At 65.2% G+C, this 15,899-nt stretch carries 14 protein-coding genes and 1 pseudogene; 8 read left to right on the top strand and 7 right to left on the bottom strand.

The genetic code is table 11. The features are described from left to right. Window positions 1–13 precede the first annotated feature (13 nt). From ACO06R_RS08335 to ACO06R_RS08310, 6 genes and pseudogenes are all read left to right on the top strand, one after another. Window positions 14–529, top strand: a pseudogene (locus ACO06R_RS08335) (succinyl-diaminopimelate desuccinylase); the annotation flags it as partial. A gap of 111 nt (window positions 530–640) precedes the next feature. Continuing rightward, window positions 641–1,069 carry a L,D-transpeptidase gene (locus ACO06R_RS08330; protein ID WP_421859287.1) on the top strand — a complete coding sequence of 143 codons (429 nt, stop codon included), beginning with the start codon at window positions 641–643 and terminating at the stop codon, window positions 1,067–1,069. A gap of 118 nt (window positions 1,070–1,187) precedes the next feature. Beyond that, window positions 1,188–2,672: an ABC transporter substrate-binding protein gene (locus ACO06R_RS08325; RefSeq protein ID WP_421858395.1), complete on the top strand. Its 1,485-nt coding sequence runs from the start codon at window positions 1,188–1,190 to the stop codon at window positions 2,670–2,672. Window positions 2,673–2,750: 78 nt separating this feature from the next. Next, on the top strand, window positions 2,751–3,695 hold the full coding sequence (locus ACO06R_RS08320; RefSeq protein ID WP_421858393.1) for an ABC transporter permease: 945 nt from the start codon (window positions 2,751–2,753) through the stop codon (window positions 3,693–3,695). Further along, the gene (locus ACO06R_RS08315) at window positions 3,695–4,567 is read left to right on the top strand and encodes an ABC transporter permease (RefSeq protein WP_421858390.1); all 873 of its coding nucleotides are present in this window, start codon (window positions 3,695–3,697) and stop codon (window positions 4,565–4,567) included. The genes ACO06R_RS08320 and ACO06R_RS08315 overlap by 1 nt, the downstream gene beginning before the upstream one ends. Window positions 4,568–4,570: 3 nt before the next feature. Next, entirely contained in the window at window positions 4,571–6,196 is a 1,626-nt protein-coding gene (locus tag ACO06R_RS08310) for an ABC transporter ATP-binding protein (protein WP_421858387.1), read from the top strand. 832 nt (window positions 6,197–7,028) lie between these two features. Here ACO06R_RS08310 and ACO06R_RS08305 read toward each other — a convergent pair. The 6 genes from ACO06R_RS08305 to cobA form a co-directional block, all read right to left on the bottom strand. After that, complete coding sequence (locus ACO06R_RS08305; RefSeq protein WP_421858384.1) at window positions 7,029–7,976, bottom strand: alpha/beta hydrolase; 948 nt, start codon at window positions 7,974–7,976, stop codon at window positions 7,029–7,031. Window positions 7,977–8,076: 100 nt separating this feature from the next. Next, complete coding sequence (locus tag ACO06R_RS08300; protein ID WP_421858380.1) at window positions 8,077–8,931, bottom strand: crotonase/enoyl-CoA hydratase family protein; 855 nt, start codon at window positions 8,929–8,931, stop codon at window positions 8,077–8,079. A 24-nt stretch (window positions 8,932–8,955) separates the two neighbouring features. Next, window positions 8,956–9,930 carry an adenosylcobinamide-phosphate synthase CbiB gene (cbiB, locus tag ACO06R_RS08295; RefSeq protein WP_421858377.1) on the bottom strand — a complete coding sequence of 325 codons (975 nt, stop codon included), beginning with the start codon at window positions 9,928–9,930 and terminating at the stop codon, window positions 8,956–8,958. Window positions 9,931–9,952: 22 nt separating this feature from the next. After that, window positions 9,953–10,951: a threonine-phosphate decarboxylase CobD gene (gene cobD, locus ACO06R_RS08290; protein WP_421858374.1), complete on the bottom strand. Its 999-nt coding sequence runs from the start codon at window positions 10,949–10,951 to the stop codon at window positions 9,953–9,955. Next, complete coding sequence (locus ACO06R_RS08285; RefSeq protein WP_421858372.1) at window positions 10,951–12,249, bottom strand: cobyrinate a,c-diamide synthase; 1,299 nt, start codon at window positions 12,247–12,249, stop codon at window positions 10,951–10,953. Before ACO06R_RS08285 ends, cobD begins: the two co-directional genes overlap by 1 nt. Then, on the bottom strand, window positions 12,246–13,094 hold the full coding sequence (gene cobA / locus ACO06R_RS08280) for a uroporphyrinogen-III C-methyltransferase (RefSeq protein ID WP_421858369.1): 849 nt from the start codon (window positions 13,092–13,094) through the stop codon (window positions 12,246–12,248). Before cobA ends, ACO06R_RS08285 begins: the two co-directional genes overlap by 4 nt. A 53-nt stretch (window positions 13,095–13,147) precedes the next feature. Between cobA and ACO06R_RS08275 the strand changes: the two genes are divergently transcribed. Together ACO06R_RS08275 and ACO06R_RS08270 are read left to right on the top strand one after the other, a co-directional pair. Continuing rightward, window positions 13,148–14,269: a cobalt-precorrin-5B (C(1))-methyltransferase gene (locus ACO06R_RS08275; protein WP_421858366.1), complete on the top strand. Its 1,122-nt coding sequence runs from the start codon at window positions 13,148–13,150 to the stop codon at window positions 14,267–14,269. Then, window positions 14,266–14,940 (top strand): cobalt-precorrin-6A reductase, encoded by a 675-nt coding sequence (locus tag ACO06R_RS08270; protein WP_421858364.1) that lies wholly within the window; start codon window positions 14,266–14,268, stop codon window positions 14,938–14,940. The genes ACO06R_RS08275 and ACO06R_RS08270 overlap by 4 nt, the downstream gene beginning before the upstream one ends. Here ACO06R_RS08270 and ACO06R_RS08265 read toward each other — a convergent pair. After that, window positions 14,924–15,829 (bottom strand): LysR substrate-binding domain-containing protein, encoded by a 906-nt coding sequence (locus ACO06R_RS08265; RefSeq protein ID WP_421858362.1) that lies wholly within the window; start codon window positions 15,827–15,829, stop codon window positions 14,924–14,926. The two genes, ACO06R_RS08270 and ACO06R_RS08265, sit on opposite strands and share 17 nt — an antisense overlap. Between the last annotated feature and the right edge of the window lie 70 nt (window positions 15,830–15,899).

Below are 15,899 nucleotides of genomic sequence, written 5' to 3'. Positions count from 1 at the left end.
ACAACACGGGCCGGGCTTGCGACGGTCGACGCTGAACCTGAACTCGCCGCATGGCGGCCAGGCCGATGAGTTCTCCGGGCTGCCCTCGCCCAATGTCCCCGACAGTTGCAAATTGACCATCGGCGGGCGGTTTCTGCTTGAAGAGTCGATTGACGAAGTCAAGGGCGAGGTTGTCGACATTCTCTAGGACCTCAAAGCCGGCCGGCCGAAATTCGACTACGAGACCCGCGACATCATGGAGGTGATGCCGCTGATGACCGAGAAGAATGCGCCGGTCCCGAGCCCCGTCGCCAATGGCATTCGCGAAGTCTTCGAACGCGAACCGCAATATGTGATCTCGCCGGGCACCGATCACCAGAAGCATATCTCCCGGCTTGGCCATCTTTAGGATTGCGTCGCACACGTGCCTGGTATGATGGATCTCGCTCACCGGCCCGACGAATTGGTCGGCATCGGCGATATGATACAATCGGCGCAAGTCATGGCGCTGAGCCTTCACGAGTTGTTGAACGCACGCGGCGGAAACTAAGCTTGCAAGTCAACGCTCTGAAAGGTGTTTAATGGCATGTTGGAGGGACTGGCCCGTATTCAGCCGATGATGAGTTGCGGGCGCGGATTGGCAACAGAGGGAAGTGTGATTATGCGTATTCTTGTCGGGTTGAGTATCGCCGTAGCGGTTGTTCTGATGAATGCCGCGGCCGCATCTGCCGCGCCGCTGGTGGCAAAGGTGGACTTGTCTTCGCAGACGATGACAGTGATCCACCGCGGAGCGGTAAAATACAACTGGCGCGTTTCGACTGCGCGACCCGGTAAGGTGACACCTACCGGAACATGGACCGCCAAGTGGCTGTCGCGCCACCATAAATCGAGCCGCTACAACAACGCGCCGATGCCGTATTCCATTTTCTACAGCGGCAATTTCGCCATTCACGGCACCAACCAGATCAGCCGGCTCGGTCGTCCGGCCTCGGCCGGATGCATCCGCCTGCACCCCAAGAACGCCGCTGTTCTGTTCTCACTGGTCAAGCAGGTCGGCCTCAAGAACATGCGGGTGGTCGTCCGCCACTGACCTGGGCCGCCCAATTGTTCCGCGGTCCGGCGGCCGCGGAACCCGAACGTGCTCATTGACTGCTGACAATCGGCGCGCTTCCTGATTTAATCGCATCGCGACATCAGGGAGGTTCGCGATGAATTTTAGAAGCAATACCATTATCTTGAGCGCCGCCGCCGTGCTGGCCATGAGTGCCGCCGCGAATGCCGGCCGCACAGATCTCACACTTGGAATGGTGCTGGAGCCGCCGCATCTCGATCCGACCGCCGGCGCGGCCGCCGCGATCGACGAGGTTGTCTACGCCAACGTGTTCGAAGGCCTCACCCGCATCACGTCCAACGGCTCGGTCGCCCCGGCGCTGGCGGAAAGCTGGTCGCTCTCCGACGACGGGTTGGTCTACACCTTCAAGCTGCATGAGGGCGTGACCTTCCACGACGGTTCCGCGCTCGACGCCGGCGACGTTGTGTTTTCCTACGACCGCGCCCGCGCCGAGGAATCGACCAACGCCCAGAAGGCGCTTTTCGCAGCGATCGAAACGGTCGAGGCGGTCGACGACCTCACGGTCGAGGTGACGCTGAAACACCCGTCCGGTGCCTTCCTTTACAACATGGGCTGGGGCGACGCGGTGATCGTCGCACGCGAATCGGCTGATACCAACAAGGAAGCCCCTGTCGGCACCGGCCCGTTCAAGTTCGACAGCTGGGCCAAGGGCTCCGCAGTCAAGCTGGTAAAGAACGATGCCTATTGGGGCGATGCGGTTGCCCTCGACAAGGCCGAATTCCGGTTCATCGCCGATCCTTCGGCAGGCACCGCCGCGCTGCTGGCCGGCGATGTCCAGGCGTTTCCCAACCTGCCGGCGCCGGAAGCCATTCCGCAATTCGAGGCCGATCCGCGATTTACCGTCGTGATCGGCTCGACCGAAGGCGAGACGATCCTGTCGACCAACAACGGCAAGGAGCCGTGGAGCAAGCTGGAGGTCCGGCAGGCAGTCGCGCATGCGATCGACCGGCAGGCGATCATCGACGGCGCCATGTTCGGCCTCGGCACCCCGATCGGCTCTCACTTCGCGCCGCACCATCCGGCCTATGTGGAACTGGTCGAGACCTATCCCCATGATCCGGCGAAGGCGAAAGAACTGCTGGCCGCCGCGGGCTATGCCGACGGCATCAAGGGCACGCTCAAGCTGCCGCCGCCATCCTATGCCCGCCGCGGCGGCGAAATCGTCGCCGCGCAGCTACGCGAGGTCGGCATCGATCTGGAGATCATTCCGGTCGAATGGGCCCAGTGGCTCGATCAGGTGTTCAAGACCAAGGACTACGACCTGACCATCGTCTCGCATACCGAGCCGAACGATATCGGCATCTATGCGCGCGACGGCTACTATTTCCAGTATGACAACCAGGCCTTCAAGGATGTCATTGCCAAGCTGGACGTGACCGCCGACGAGGACGAACGCTTCGCGCTGATGCGCCAGGCGCAGCAGATCATCGCTGACGACGCTGTCAACGGCTACATGTTCCAGCTCGCCAAGAACGGCATCTGGGACGCCAAGGTCCAGGGTCTTTGGGAGAATTCGCCGGTTCAGGCGAACGATCTGACCGGGGTGAGCTGGAAAGACTGATCGCACATCGGTAAGACCGGGGCGGGCCCCGTTTTGGCCCGCCCATTTCTTCGCCTTCGCCGCCGGTAAACGCTTTACATGCTGTCCTACGCGCTTCGTCGCATCGTTCTCGTCGCAATCACTCTCCTGGTCGCGAGCATCATCGTTTTCGCCGTGCTGGAAATCGTGCCGGGCGATCCGGCCCGGTTGATGCTGGGCATGAATGCCACCGAAGACGCAATCGCCGCGCTTCGACTGCAAATGGGCCTCGATGAGCCGCTGCTGACACGCTATCTCGCATGGATCGGCGGCTTGCTGACCGGCGACCTCGGCACGTCCTACACCTACTCGGTGCCGGTCGCTGAACTGGTCAGCGAGCGGATCGCCGTCTCGCTGCCGCTGGCGCTGCTGGCGCTGTTCCTGTCGACCGCGATCGCCATTCCCGTCGGCATCGTCTCGGCGGCCCGGCGCGGCACTGCCACCGACACTGGCGTCATGGCGGCGACCCAACTCGGCATCGCCATTCCCAATTTCTGGTTCGCGCTCCTTCTGGTCTATGTCTTCGCCGTGACCTTGCGGCTGGTGCCCGCCGGCGGCTTCCCCGGCTGGGAGGCCGGGTTCTGGCCGGCACTGAACGCCCTGCTTCTGCCGGCCGTCGCGCTGGCGCTGCCGCAAGCGGCGATCCTCGCCCGCGTGACCCGCTCCGCGCTGATCGAGGTGCTCGGCGAGGACTATATCCGTACCGCGCGCGCCAAGGGTCTGCCCGCCAATATGGTGCTGTGGCGTCATGCGCTGCGCAATGCGCTGATCCCGGTGCTGACGATCCTCGGCTTGCAGTTCGCTTTCCTCCTGGCTGGCACGATCATCATCGAGAGTGTCTTCTATCTGCCCGGCCTCGGCAGGTTGGTCTTCCAGGCGATCACGCAGCGCGACCTGATCGTCGTCGAAAGCGTCGTCGTGCTGCTGGTCGCAACTGTCATCATCGTCAATTTTCTGGTCGACCTCGCATACGCCTGGGCCGATCCGCGCCTGAGGAGGCGCTGATGCGCGACGAACTCGTTGCCGTCGATCACGAGGACTGGCGCCGGTTTCTGCACGATGCGCTGACGAACCGCTCCTTCATGGCCGGCGCCGCCATCACCGGCTTCGTCGTCGCGCTGGCGCTGCTTTCGTTCGTCTGGACGCCCTATGACGTGACCAAGCTCGTGATCGCCGACCGGCTGCAGGGCATGTCCGGCGCGCACTGGCTCGGCACCGACCATTTCGGCCGTGACATCGCCTCGATGATCATGGTCGGCAGCCGCAACTCGATCGCTGTGGCGCTGATCGCCGTCGGCATCGGCATGGCGATCGGCGTGCCGCTCGGCTGCTGGGCGGCGGCCAAGCGCGGCATCGCCGACGAGGTGCTGATGCGCACCTCCGACGTGATCTTCGCCTTTCCGGCACTGCTGTCGGCCGTCATGATCACTGCAATCTTCGGCCCCGGCGCGGTTAACGCGATCATCGCCATCGGCATCTTCAACATCCCGGTCTTCGCCCGCGTGGCGCGCGGCGGCGCGCTGGCGCTGTGGCCGCGCGAGTTCATCCTCGCCGCCCGCGCCGCCGGCAAGGGCGCCGGGCTGATCACGGTGCAGCACATCCTGCCCAACATCGCCAACCTGCTGCTGGTGCAAGGCACGATCCAGTTCTCGCTCGGTATCCTGGCCGAAGCCGGCCTCTCCTATGTCGGGCTCGGCACCCAGCCACCGGCCCCAAGCTGGGGACGCATGCTGTTCGAGGCACAGACGATGATGTCTATCGCGCCGCACATGGCGATCGTGCCGGGGCTGGCGATCATCATCACGGTGCTCGGCCTCAACCTGCTTGGCGACGGGCTGCGCGACGTGCTCGACCCAAAACTTCGGCGGAGGCGCTGAGCGATGGCAAAGCCCGTTCTCGATATCCGCAATCTGTCCCTGTCGATTGGCCCGTTCGGCGTGCTCGACAATGTCGACTTCAACGTGCATGCCGGCGAGGTCGTCGGGCTGGTTGGCGAATCCGGCTCCGGCAAGTCGATGACGGCGCTGACCGTCATGCGCCTGCTGCCGCATGCCGCAAGCGCCACCGGGACTGTCTCGTTCGGCGACGAAGACCTGCTGGCGGCGAGCGAGCAGCGCATGTGCCAGCTGCGCGGCGACGAGATCGGCATGGTGTTCCAGGAGCCGATGACCGCGCTCAATCCGGTCAAGACCATCGGCGAACAGGTCGCGGAGGGCATTCGCCTGCATCGTGGCGCCAGCCGCGCCGAGGCCGAGGATCGCGCACGCCGCATCCTCGACCGGGTCGGCCTGCCGGAGAGCCGCTTTCCACTGACCCGCTATCCGCACGAACTGTCGGGCGGCCAGCGCCAGCGGGTCGTCATCGCAATCGCCTGCGCGCTGCACCCCAAGCTCTTGATCGCCGATGAACCGACCACCGCGCTCGATGTCGTCCTGCAGGCGCAGATCCTCGAATTGCTGCGCGAGCTGGTCGCAGAAAACAACATGGGCCTGATCCTGATCAGCCACGATCTCGGCGTCGTCGCCGACATGGCCGATCGAATTACGATCCTGCGCCACGGCGTCGTGCAGGAAGCCGGCGATGCGATGACCGTGTTGCGCGAACAGAAACACGATTACACCCGCCGCCTCGCCGAGGCCTCGACCCATGTGCCGCAATGGGCGAATGCCGCGACGCCGCCAGGCGACGAACACCGCCTGCTCGAACTCTCGTCGGTTTCGCGCCACTATCCCGGTCACCGCACCGGCCTGCTGGCGCGTGCCGAACCGACACGCGCCGTCGACGAAGTGTCGTTTTCCATCCGCGCCGGCCATTCGGTGGCGTTGGTCGGACAGTCCGGCTGCGGCAAATCCACGCTCGCCCGCATGATCCTGGCGCTCGACAGGCCGACCGCCGGGCAGATCGTCTTTGACGGCATGGAGACGTCGGCGCTCGACGAACACGAACTGCGCCCGGCCCGCCGCGAAATGCAGGTCGTGTTCCAGGATCCGTTCGGCTCGTTCGATCCGCGCCAGAAAATCGAGGGTTCGGTGACCGAACCGCTGCATCTGATGGACGAACGGATGCCGCGTGCCGAACGGCGCGCCCGCGCCACCGAAGCGCTGGTTGAAGTCGGCATGCAGGCCGCTGACATGGACAAATACCCGCATGAATTTTCTGGCGGGCAGCGGCAAAGGCTGGCCATCGCGCGGGCGATCATCACACGGCCGAAACTGGTGGTCGCCGACGAACCGGTCTCGGCACTGGACGTGTCGATCCGGGCGCAGATCCTCGATCTCTTCGCCAAGCTGAACGACGATCTCGGCCTCGCCTTCCTGTTCATCACCCACGACCTGACGGTTGCCCGCGCCATCACCCACGATGTGATGGTCATGGATCACGGCAGGATCGTAGAGACGGGTCCGACGGGCCAGGTGCTCGACCATCCCGGCCATGAGGTGACCCGCCGCCTGATCGCCGCCGCCCCGGATCTCGCAAGAGCGATCGATCGACGGAGTGTGGGTTGAGTGCCCGAAAGGCTCTCCCGGCAACGGGGAGAGTGGCGCGCTTCGCCGTCACCGCGCCTCGTTTCCGAGACCGGATTGTTCATATTCTGGAAGACGGGCGGTCAAAGCATCGCAACGTCTAGATAGTAATAGCGATCCTCGGACCGCCCGCTCGGTGGTCTTGCAGCTTCGGTCGGCGGCCCGGAACTCTGTCCGGGAAAACAAGACTGCGCGCGCCGCTTCATGCCGCCCTGACTTGGGGGTTCATCACCCAGTGACACACCTCTGCGCCACCAGTCAGGCACCGTCCTTCCCCCTGTGAGCCGGTGCGCACCCAGACTTCCGTGAGAAGGCAATTGCGATTGTAAGCGAGGGTTTAGGAGCGGTGGATAGATTTTTTTGACCGCCCGCTCGTTCGGCCCTGCAATCGATTCACTGGATCGATTGCTCCGGCTTTTCTGCCCCACCCTTAAGCTTCGCTTTGCTTGCTGGCGGGGGCCCGAAGCCGGAACGGGCCTCACCTTGCAGCTTCGGTCGGCGGCCCGGAACTCTGTCCGGGAAAACAAGACTGCGCGCGCCGCTTCATGCCGCCCCGGCGTGGGGGTTCATCACCCAGCGATACACCTCTGCACCGCCCACCGGGCACCGTCCTTCCCCCTGTGAGCCGGTGTGCACCCAGACTTCCGTGAGAAGGCAGGGAGAATGATAGGGGAGGTTCGGGCGCGGTGGATAAAAAAAAGAGATAGGCACTTCAAATTATTGAAAATAATAGGCAATTTCATCTTCAAACAAGACACCAATCCCTCAACGGGACACCTCATGCGGCATTGGCAAGCATCCGGTCGCGGTCCGACTAATCCTGCGGCGCGGTGTAGCGGTCGACGGCGCGCTTGTAGGCGTCGAGGATGAAGTCCCAGGACGCCCGGCCGACTTGCGAATCCGGCGCCATGATCTCCGCACCATGATAGGCGCCGTTGATCACGGTGAATTCGGTAGGCACGCCAGCACGGGAAAGCCGTTCGAAAAAGGAAACGTTCTCGTCGTGAAACAGGTCCTGGTCGCCGACATAGCCAATCGCCGGCGGCAAACCAGCAAGATCCTCGGCGCGGGCTGGCGCGGCATAGGCCGGTACTTCCTCATCGCGCCCCGCCAAATCGCCGAGACAGATCTTCCAGGCGAGAATGTTTTTGCCACGCGTCCATGAAAGTACGGAATCGTCGCAGGCTGTGTAGTTCTCCTCGCGGTCGTCGAACATGCCGTAGATCGGAAACTGGCAGGCGACGGCGACATCGCCGCGGTCACGGGCCATCAACGCGAGGCCGGCGGTCAGACCACCGCCGGCACTTTCACCATGGAGCATGATCTGGTCGCTGCGTCCACCGAGCCTGACGGCGTTGTCGCGCGCCCACAAAAGCGCGTCATAGCAATCCTTGATCCCGGCCGGAAAGGGCGCTTGAACCGCGCGGCGGTAGTCCGGCGCAACAAAGACGCAGGGCCGCGCATCGATGTAGCGTTTCATCCAGGCAAGATCCTGCTCCGGCACGCCGACAACATGTCCCCCGCCGTGCAGGTGGACCATCACCGGTAAATCCTTTGCGGCGTTCTTCGGGCGAACGACGATGGTCCGCACGGATCCTCCACCGGTCCGGCGCGGCACCGCCACGGTCTCGATCTCCAGACCGGCCGGCTTTGCCATCCCTTGCAGGCGCGAGACGGCGTGCATGAACGAAAACCCGAACCGGCTGTCGGGAATTCGCCGTATCAGGCGGTAGGCAAAGGTGTTCGCGGTGGGATCAATCATCGGGCGTCTCGCAACAATTTCTCGGCAATAAGCGACTTCTAACGCGCGGACCGCATGTCAGCAATTCCCGACGTGGCACTCCAGAACGACGACGAATGCCTCAACCGCCGAGTGCCGCGTCCGCCAGAAGGTCGGCGAACACCGCCTCCTTCTGTGTCATCTTGGCCTGCATCGCCGTTGTGAGGTCTTCCGGACGCAGCATCCCGGCATTCCAGGTTGCCATGTGTTCCAGACTGTCGCGCACGGAATGATCGCGTGCATGGTCGATCGCCTTCTTGGTGCCCGCGATGGCAAGCGGCGACTTTGCCGCAATCTCGTGCGCCAATTGCATGGCCCGCGCCTCGACCGCCTGCCTGTCGGCCAGCACTTCATTGACGAAACCCCAGACTTGCGCCTCGCCGGCGGTAAAGCGCCGGCCAGTATAAGCCAGTTCCTTGACGATGCCGGGCGCGACCAGTTTCGGCAGTCTTTGCAGCGTGCCGACATCGGCAGCCATGCCGATGTTGATTTCCTCGATCGAGAAAAACGCGTCTTGCGACGCCAGCCTGATGTCGCAGGCCGAGATCATGTCGATACCACCGCCGATGCAGGCTCCGTGGATGGCGGCGATGACCGGCAGACGGCACTCCTCCAGCGCGGTGAAGCTGTCCTGCAACGACAGGACGAGCCGCCGCAGCGCATAGGCGGCGCGGCCGGGCTCATTCTGAATAAGCGAAAGGATGCCCTGGAAGTTGGCGAGATCCATGCCGCCGGTGAAATGCTTGCCATTGCCGCAGATCACCAGCGCACGCACCGACGGATCGGCATCGAGCGCTGCGACAACCTGTGGCAGTTCGGCCCAGAAGGCCGGCGTCATGCCGTTGGCCTTGTCGGGCCGGTTCATCGCCAGGCGCGCCACGGCGCCGTCCCGCGTCAGTTCGAAAAACTGCAACTTCGCGAAAGTGTCTTCAGTCACGCAAGCTCCTCCATTTGCGTGGATTTACCACCGCACCACGAGCGCCAGCAAGCCGACGGCGACGGTCATGACGGTCATGGCGCGCCAGAATGCGCCAATGGCAGCGTCGATGTCCGCAACGGTCGCTTCGCGCCGGCCTTCGCCATTGAGGAATGGTTCGTCGGCGACATCGCCTGAATAGATGCGCGGCCCGCCAAGCGCGATGCCAAGCGCGGCCGCCATGGCGCTTTCCGGCCAGCCGGCATTGGGCGAGCGATGCAGCCGCGCGTCGCGGCACGCCGCGTGCCACACGATCTCGGCGGCCTGCCGTCCCGCCATCGTGTAGCTGGCGAAGGCGATCAGCATCGCCGTCAACCGCGCCGGCAGCCAGTTGGCGATATCGTCAAGCTGCGCCGATGCCCGGCCAAAGGCGCGGTGCCGTTCGGTGCGATGGCCGATCATCGAATCGGCGGTGTTCAGCATCTTGTAGGCAAACAGGCCGGGCAATCCGAACAGGGCGTACCAGAAGACCGGCGCGACCACGCCGTCCGAGGCGTTTTCGGCAAGGCTCTCGATGGCGGCTCGGCCGACGCCCGCTTCGTCGAGCGTCTTCGGGTCGCGCCCGACAATCATCGATACCGTCGCGCGTCCGCCCTCAAGCCCGCCTTGCCGCAACCCGTCGGCGACGGCCAGCACATGATCGGCGAGCGATTTTTGCGCCAGGAGAACGGCAACAAAGGCGATCTCGATCACCGCGCCGACCGGGCCCGTCACGCCGAAGACCGTGCCCATCCAGCGTCCGACGACAATCGCCAGCAGCAACAGGCCGGCGATGGCCAGCAGGCCGAGCTTCTCGCGGTTGGCATCGGAGTATTCCGGCCGGTTCAGTTGTTTGTCGCAATAGCCGACCAGCTTGCCGAACACGACCACCGGGTGCATGGCGCGCCGCCACAGCCAGTCGGGATCACCAAAACATCTATCGACGATCAGCGCGACGAACAGGATGACCAGATGCGACATGAGTTCGGCTCCGCTTGCACTCTCAGGCGGTTTCGCCGAGCGCCTGATCGAGCCGTTCGAATTCCTGGGGCGAAGCGGGCATACCGAAACGCAACCACTCCGGCTGGCGGTCGAAGGCGCGCACCAGGATGTGGCGCTCGCCGAGCCCTTGCGCGAGGGCGGCGGCGCGAGCGTGACCGGCGAGGACGAACAGATCCGTGCCGCCGACGATCTCGAAGCCGTGCCGTGCCAGCATGCCGGCCAGCCGCAGCCTGTCATCGGCCAGGCGCTTGCGCGTCGCCGCGATCCAGTCGGCATCGCGCAGCGCCACCGATGCAAGGTGCAGCGCCGGCCCTGACACCGCCCAGGGGCCGAGCATCCGCTCGAGGCTCTCGATGACATCCGGGTTGCCGATGGCAAAGCCCAGCCGCGCGCCGGCCAGCCCGAAGAACTTGCCGAAGGAGCGCAGCACAAGGAGGGTGTTGTCGCCGGTCCGCCCGACCAACGAATGCTCAGGCGCGACATCGGCGAAGGCTTCGTCGGCGATCACGGCGCGCAGGCTGCTTCGGCCGCCGATCAGCGGCTCCAGCCGGTCTTTCGCCCAGGCCCGCCCGTCCGGATTGTTCGGCTGGCCGACGACCAGCATCGCATCGCCGCTGGCGGGCCCGGGCAGCGTTTCCGGCGTCGAAACCCGCACCCCGGCGGCATGGAAGACATGCTCGTACTCGCCATAGGTCGGCGACACGATGGCCACGCTGTCGGCGTAGTTGAACAGGGTCGGCAACCACTGGATGATCGCCTGGGTGCCTGGGGTCGCGACAATCCCCGCGTCGTCGGGCACGCCATAACATTGCCGCGCGGCGGCGAGGCAATCGGCCACGAGGCTTTCGTCCGGCAGTCTTTGCCAGACTTTCTCGGGCATGCGCGGCACCGCACAGCCGACCGGGTTGATACCCGTCGAAAGATCGAGCCAGCTGTCGGCCGAACCACCGTACCGCTCCATCGCGCGGTCGAGCGCGCCGCCATGGGAGACGCCGGCCATCAGTCCGCCCTGTCGATGACATGCATGTAGGAGCCGGCGACAGATCCGCGCCGCAGCCCGGCCGCTCCGAGTTCGTCGCCGCGCGCATCGCGCACATCGAACAGCCGCTCGCCCTCGCCTTCCGAGACGATTGTAGAGTAATGAAACTCATGCGCCTTCAAGGGCAGCTTCCAGGGCGACGCCTTGAGCGGCGAAAGCCGCCGGTAGCCCAGATGCCGCGTTTGGCGGGCATAACTCGTCACCAGCGGCAGCAGACCGGTCATGCGATGACTTTGCCCTTCGGCGTCGATCAGCCCCTCGCCCAGCACCATGAAGCCGCCGCACTCGCCGAACACAGACACATGCGCGGCCGCCCTCGCCCTGAGCCCGACGCGAAACCGCGCCGCATGCGCCAGTTCCGCTGCATAGAGTTCCGGATAGCCGCCAGGCAGGTAAATCGCGTCAGCATCCTTGGGCGGCGCTTCATCGGCAAGCGGCGAGAAGAACGCGACTTCCGCTCCCTGCTGCACCCAGCCGCGCAGCAGATGCGGATAGCAAAAGCCGAACGCCGTATCGCGGGCGACGGCGATCTTCTGGCCGAGCGGCGGTATGCGCGATATCGCACCGGGCAGCGGCTCGCTGTCAGGTTTGGCCGTCAGGGCCTCGATCCGGTCGAGATCGACACCGACGGTCACCGTGAATGCAGCATCGGCGATGAAACGCTCCAAGTTCTCGTTTTCATGCGCCTGAACAAGGCCCAGATGGCGTGACGGCAGGTCGAGCGCCTTGTCGGCGCGCACCGTGCCCAGCACCGTCACGTCGTGCGGCTCCAACGCGTCGAGCAGCATTTCCTCGTGCCGCACACTGCCGACCCGGTTGAGGATGACACCCGCAAAATCGATGTCGTCGCGGTGGCGCCGGAAGCCGTCGACAATCGCCGCCACCGAATGCGCCATGCGTGCGCAATCGACCACCAGCACGACAGGCAGGCCGAGCAACGCGGCCAGATCGGCCGGCGAGCCGTTGCCGTCGGCGGCGCTGTCGAACAGGCCCATCATGCCCTCGACCACCAACAGCCGGTCGTCGCCGGCATGCCGCCCGGCAAGCCGCCGCAACAGGCCCGGCCGCATCGCCCAGGGATCGAGATTGACGCACACCTCGCCGCTGGCCGCCGTGTGGTAGGCCGGATCGATGTAGTCGGGACCGGCCTTGGCCGGCGCGAGGCTCACGCCCCGGTCGCGCAATGCCCGCAGCAGACCGAGCGTGATCGTTGTCTTGCCCGAACCGGATTGCGGTGCGGCGACAAGAAATCCCCTCATGCGGACAAGTCCCGCCGGCGTGCCTGGAGCGGGTCGGCGACGAGTTTGCGCCCCTCGCTCAACGCGCCCAGCCAATCCAGCCCGTCGCGCAGGCGCACCACCTCGCCGACGACTACGATGGCCGGTGGCGACAGGCCGGCGGTCGCGCAGTCCCGCTCGGCGGCGGCAAGCGTGGTGACGAGCACCTGCTGCTGCTGCGTCGTGGCGTTGCAGACAAAGGCAACCGGCTCGTCCGGCGAACGGCCTTCCGCGATCAGCCGGGCCGAGATGACCGGAATATGCTTCATCGCCATATACATCACGATGACGGGCGACCCGCGCGCCACGCTCGCCCAGTCGATTGCGTCGGGCATGACGCCGGTCGCGTCATGGCCGGTCAGGAAGGTGACGTTGTGATTGGTGTCGCGATGCGTCGCCGGAATGCCCGCATAGGCGAGCCCGCCGATGCCGGCGGTCACGCCCGGCACCACCCGAAACGGCACGCCGTGCTCGACCAGGGTCAGCGCCTCCTCGCCGCCGCGCCCGAAAACGAAGGGATCGCCGCCCTTCAGCCGCAGCACCCGTTTTCCGGCGCGGGCCAGTTCGACCAGGCGAAGCGAGATGTCGCGCTGTTTGGGCGACGGTTTGCCGCCGCGTTTCCCCGCATATTCCAGTGTCGCGCCTTCGCGCGCCAATGTCAGGCAGTCGGCGTTGACGAGCGCGTCGTGGACCACGACATCGGCGTTGCGCAACGCATGCGCGGCCAGCAGGGTCAGCAGACCGGGATCGCCCGGCCCGGCCCCGACCAGCCAGACATGGCCCGGTTCGAATACGGGCAATCCGTCGCTAAACTCCGCCGCGTTCACCGCGCTGACCCTTCCTGCTTTCGCGTTGTCGCACTCTCACCTATAAGGCGGCGATGGTTACGGGCAAAGCCGAAATCGATGCCACCGGACGCCGGCCGGCGGGTCCGCTGCGCCGCGGCTGGACCACGGGCGCCTGCGCTGCCGCAGCCACCAAGGCGGCGCTGACCGCTTTGCTCGGTGGCGACTTTCCCGACCCCGTGACGATCACGCTGCCGAAGGGCGAGACGCCAGCCTTCGCGCTCGCCACGGAAAAGGTTGGCGAGGGTTTCGCCGAAGCGGGCATCGTCAAGGATGCGGGCGATGATCCGGATGTGACTCATGGCGCGATGATAATGGTGCGGGTGACGCCCGCTGCGCCCGGAACCGGCATCATCTTTCGCGCCGGCGACGGTGTCGGCACGGTCACCCGCGCCGGCCTGCCCATTCCCCCTGGCGAGCCGGCGATCAACCCGGTTCCGCGCGCCATGATCACCGGCGTTGTCGAAGAGCTTTGCGCCGCTCATGCCGTGCCCGCCGACTATGAGATCGCGATCTCGGTGCCCGGCGGCGCGGCGCTCGCCGAAAAGACCTGGAACCCGCGGCTTGGCATTGTCGGCGGACTGTCGATCCTGGGCACGACCGGTGTCGTGCATCCCTTCTCCTGCGCCGCCTGGATCCACTCCATCCATCGTGGCATCGATGTGGCGCGCGCCGCCGGGCTCGACCATGTGCTCGGCGCCACCGGCTCGACCTCGGAAGCGGCCGCGCAACGCATCCACGCATTGCCCGAAATCGCTCTCCTGGACATGGGTGACTTCGCCGGCGGCCTTTTGAAGTATCTTCGGGCCCATCCCGTCGCGAAACTGACCATCGCCGGCGGCTTCGCCAAACTGACGAAGCTGGCGCAAGGCGCGCTTGACCTGCACTCCGGGCGCAGCCAGGTCGACATGGGTTTTCTGCTCGATCTGGCAAAGGCCGCCGGGCTCGACCCGGCAGAGAGCAACCGGATTCTTGACGCCAACACGGCGCAGGAAGTGCTTGAAACAATGCGCGAAAGCGGCATCCATCTCGCGCCCGAAGTCGCGCGGCTGGCCCGTGAGACCGCGCTCGAGACGTTGCGCGGCGCGCCGGTCGCCGTCGAGGTGATCGTCACCGCGCGCGATGGCGAAGTGCTGGCAAGAACCGGCTTTCAATGAGCGAGACCGTGCTCATTTTGGGCGGCACGCGCGAAGCCGCAGAACTCGCCGCAGAGTTGGCGCGCACGCACCCGGGCTGGCGTATCGTCACATCGCTTGCCGGCCGCACCCGCGAACCGCGTCCGGTCGCAGGCGCGGTCCGCATCGGCGGGTTCGGTGGCGCCGATGGGCTGGCCGGCTGGATGCGCGCCGAAGGTGTGACCCGCCTGATCGACGCCACCCACCCTTTCGCCAGAAACATCTCGAAGAACGCCAAGGCGGCCGCAGCCGCGACCGGCATTCCGCTCGAAATCCGCAGCCGCGCGCCGTGGGAAAGACAGGCTGGCGACAACTGGATCGAAACCGGCTCGGCCGAAGAGGCGCGCGATGCGATTCCGCCAGACGCACGGGTCCTGCTGGCGCTCGGCAGCCAGCATATCGACATGTTCGCAACCCGCGCCGATGTGCATTTCATCGTCCGAATGGTCGATCCGCCAACCACGCCCCTGCCATTCGCCCACCATGAGTTGGTGGTTGGCAGACCCGGATCGGACGCGGCCAACGAAGCGACGATGCTCAAACAGCACCGCGTCACCCACATCGTCTGCCGCAATTCCGGTGGCGCCGGCGCCTATGCCAAAATCGAGGCGGCGCGCGCGCTCAGCGTGCCGGTCATCATGATCGACCGTTAGGAACAGCGGCACAACCGACGAGTTCGGCCTTCAGCCAGTCGCGAAACCGCCGCACATGCCGCGGCAGGCTCGCGCCCTTGGCGGTGACGAACCAGTAGGCGATGCCGGTCGCCACCCGCTCCGGAAACGGTTCGACAATGCTGCCGCGCGCCAGCGCATCGGCGGCCAGCGTTTCCCATGCCATGAACACGCCCTGCCCGGAAATCGCCGCGTCCAGCCCGAGCGCACCATCCGAAAAGACCGGCCCGTCTCCCAATTGCGCTTGCTCCAGGCCATGCTGCTTCAACCAAACGTCGGGATCGAACAACGGGGTCATTTCCCGGATGACCGGGACGTTCATCAAGTCCGCCGGGGTGTTCAGCCGTGCGGCCAGGTCAGGATGGCAGACCGGCGAGATCCGGTGTTCGATCAATCGCATGGCATCGACGCCGGACCAGCCACCGCGCCCGACGCGAATGCAGGCATCGACATCGCCCAAGCCCGGCTCGATGATCTCCACATCGGCATCGATGCGCACCCGGACATCCGGCTCGACCGCCCTGAAACCGGCAAGCCTCCAAACCAGCCATTTGCTGGCGAAGATCGGCGCGACCGAGATCGTCAGCACGCCCTTCGGCCGCTGTTCCGCCAAGGCGACCGCACGGGACAGTTCCTCCATACCGGCCGTCAGGCGCGCGCAGACCTCCTCGCCGAGCGGCGTTTTCTGCAATCCCCTGGCGACGCGCCGGAATACCGGACGGCCAAGCCGCTCCTCGGTTCGCAGCACCTGCTGACTGACCGCGCCGACTGTCACGCCAAGTTCCTCGGCAGCCGCGCCAAGCGTGCCGAGCCGGCCGACCGCCTCGACAGCCCGCAAGCCGGAAAGATGAATGTGATTCAGGTTCTTCATATAGATTATCTATATCATCATATCGCAGAAGTCGATTTTTCTATTCAAAACCTTGCGGTATATCCTGATG

The sequence above is a fragment of the Oricola sp. genome (assembly GCF_965230365.1).
In the GTDB taxonomy this organism is placed as follows: domain Bacteria; phylum Pseudomonadota; class Alphaproteobacteria; order Rhizobiales; family Rhizobiaceae; genus Oricola.
Note: the sequence above shows the minus strand (reverse complement) of the source record. Positions and strands in the feature narration are given on the sequence as shown.